Source organism: Halomonas sp., from assembly GCF_041689495.1.
Taxonomy (GTDB): domain Bacteria; phylum Pseudomonadota; class Gammaproteobacteria; order Pseudomonadales; family Halomonadaceae; genus Halomonas.
Genome location: NZ_JBDNGD010000071.1, coordinates 1 through 2,351, shown reverse-complemented (window position 1 = coordinate 2,351; position 2,351 = coordinate 1). Strand labels below are relative to the sequence as shown.

At 69.3% G+C, this 2,351-nt stretch carries 2 protein-coding genes; one reads left to right on the top strand and one right to left on the bottom strand.

Annotated elements, in window-relative coordinates; all coding sequences use genetic code 11:
• A partial coding sequence (ribA, locus tag ACESMD_RS02335; protein WP_372609972.1) for a GTP cyclohydrolase II RibA occupies nt 1-1,349 on the bottom strand: 1,349 nt, incomplete at its 3' end.
• A 111-nt stretch (nt 1,350-1,460) separates the two neighbouring features.
• On the opposite strand from ribA, the gene ACESMD_RS02330 reads away from it, so the two are divergent.
• Nucleotides 1,461-1,901: a dihydrofolate reductase family protein gene (locus tag ACESMD_RS02330; protein ID WP_372609970.1), complete on the top strand. Its 441-nt coding sequence runs from the start codon at nt 1,461-1,463 to the stop codon at nt 1,899-1,901.
• Nucleotides 1,902-2,351 lie beyond the last annotated feature (450 nt).

Sequence of the window (2,351 nt, the reverse complement as noted above, 5' to 3'; positions counted from 1 at the left end):
CGCCTGGTGGTCTGGCGGGAGGCCCTGAGACACAGTGCCTTCTTCACCCTTGTCGGGATACTCTGGGCAGGCCTGGTGGCCTGGCTGGCGCCCACCCTCTTCTGGTGGCTGGCCCCCGTCTGGCTGGCCCTGCTTTTAGCACCCTGGTTGATCAGGGTGAGCGGTAACCGCACCATGGCCGACCGCCTGGCTCGCCTGGGCCTGCTGCAGAGGTCCCTGGGTCCTGGCGCCTCACCATTGAGGACGGCATCCAGCAGGTGTCCGGCACGTCCCGACTTGGCACTGAGATAGCGACGGTTGTGCGCGTTGAGGCTGCCATACAGCGCCTGGCGTTCGATGACCTCAATGCCGCCCTCGATCAGGGTCGAGACCTTGCCCGGGTTGTTGGTCATCAGTTGCACCCGACGGATGCCCAGCGAATCCAGCATGTCCACCGCGACGCCGTAGCGGCGCTCGTCTTCACCGAAGCCCAGCACCTGATCCGCATCCAGGGTATCCAGGCCACTGTCCTGGAGGGAATAGGCCCGCAGCTTGTTGGCCAGGCCGATCCCGCGACCCTCCTGGGACAGGTAGAGAAGGACGCCGCCGTTCAGGGCGTCGATGTCCGCCACCGCGTTGTGCAATTGCTCGCCGCAGTCGCAGCGCAGGCTACCGAAGAGGTCACCGGTCAGGCAAGCGGAATGCAGGCGCAGGGGAACCGCGGCCCCTGCCCGGCCCGGATCCCCGATGACCACCGCCACATGCTCGCGCAAGCCGTCGCCTTCGCGAAAGAGGATGAAGCGAGCGTCAAGGGCATCCACCAGCGGAATCCGCGCCTCGCTGACGCGCTTGAGCATGCCCACTCCCCCATCGAGACACCGCTCGGCCTGGTCGGCCTCGACGGCGAGCAGGGTGCCGTCCTCCACCAGGGCGTCGATGTCACCACGCCGGGCCTCGCTGATCCTTGCCACCAGTGCCGAGGGAATCAGCAAGGCACGACGCATCAGCGCCAGGGCCGCCCGGTCGACGGCATGGGCGGGCTCCAGCGAACGGCGGCATTGCGCCAGGTCAGCAGGCCCCAGCGTAACCTCGGGGGAGACCCCGAAGGCCAACTCGGCCAGGCGTTGGCGGCCGACTCCCGGCTCCAGCGGCAGTCGGGCGGCCTGGATGGCACCCGCCACACCCAGGACGGCGAGACGGTGATGACCCAGAACCAGGGCCGGTATGGCGCCCGCCTGCGCCGCCAATCGGGTCGCGGTCGCCTCGGCGGCGCCTTCCACGGCCTGGACAAGGACGGAGGTCTCGCCGGCGACGACCAGCACCGGCAAACCGCGTCGCAGATCGAAGATGGCCCGTTCAACCTGATGCATGATGATCTCCTTGAATGCCTTGTGCCGCCCTGGCGGACTGCGCATGATGACGTCTTCCCCTCGCGCCGGAGGACCGATGCGTGTCCATGACGCCACTTATACTGAATACCGATGATGACTGGCCTGAATGCCGATGATGCCTGGCAGGCGCTGCGGGAAGCCCGTGATGGTGCCGACCCCGGAGGCCTGGCCGGTGGCCGATTGCGACTGGACAAGACCGGCTGGCAGGCGTATCAGCCGGTCGATGACCCGGCCCGTGCCCTGCTCGATTGCCTGACCCCCCTGGTGATGCAGCCGGGACGCCTGGCGATCGCCCAGCTCGGGCTTCGCCGTGTGCTGATCGAGGGTGGCGGCGTCACGGTATCGCGTTTCCTCGAAGCCGGCGTGCTCCATCGGCTGCACCTTCTCCTCGCCCCTCTGCTGATCGGCTCCGGGCGCCCGGGCCTGGCCATGGCGCCCATCGCCACCCTGGACGAGGCCCGCCGTCCCCTGGCGCGCACCTTCCGATGCGGGGACGATACCCTCTTCGACCTCGACCTGACCCGATCCTGAGCCCAGCGGCCCAGAGCCAGCCGATACCTCGCGACGGCGACGCAGCCCCGGCAGCCAGAGCAGCCCCGGCAGGCTTGCCAGCAGCACCAGCAGGCCGTAAGCCATGGACACGGCCACGCCCTGGGCGGGAGGCAAGCCCACCAGCCCCCAGACCAGCGCCGCCGTCCCCTCGCGGATGCCCCAACCCGCTACCGAGAGTGGCACCAGCATGGCCACCAGCACCGGCGGCACCAGGGCCAGCAGAGTCGCCGCGGGCAGGGTGACCAACGGTCGCAGGATCATCCCCGCCTTCCCCGCGCGGCGGGCCGGGCGAGGATGTCACGATGCCCCACCATCACGCCGAGTTCGCCGGACGCCAGGCCGGCCAGGCGACGCTCTCGCCATGCGGCGAGGCGACTCGTCTCCGCGGGCGCCTGTTCCAGGGCGGCATCATGCCAGCCAGTGACCAGG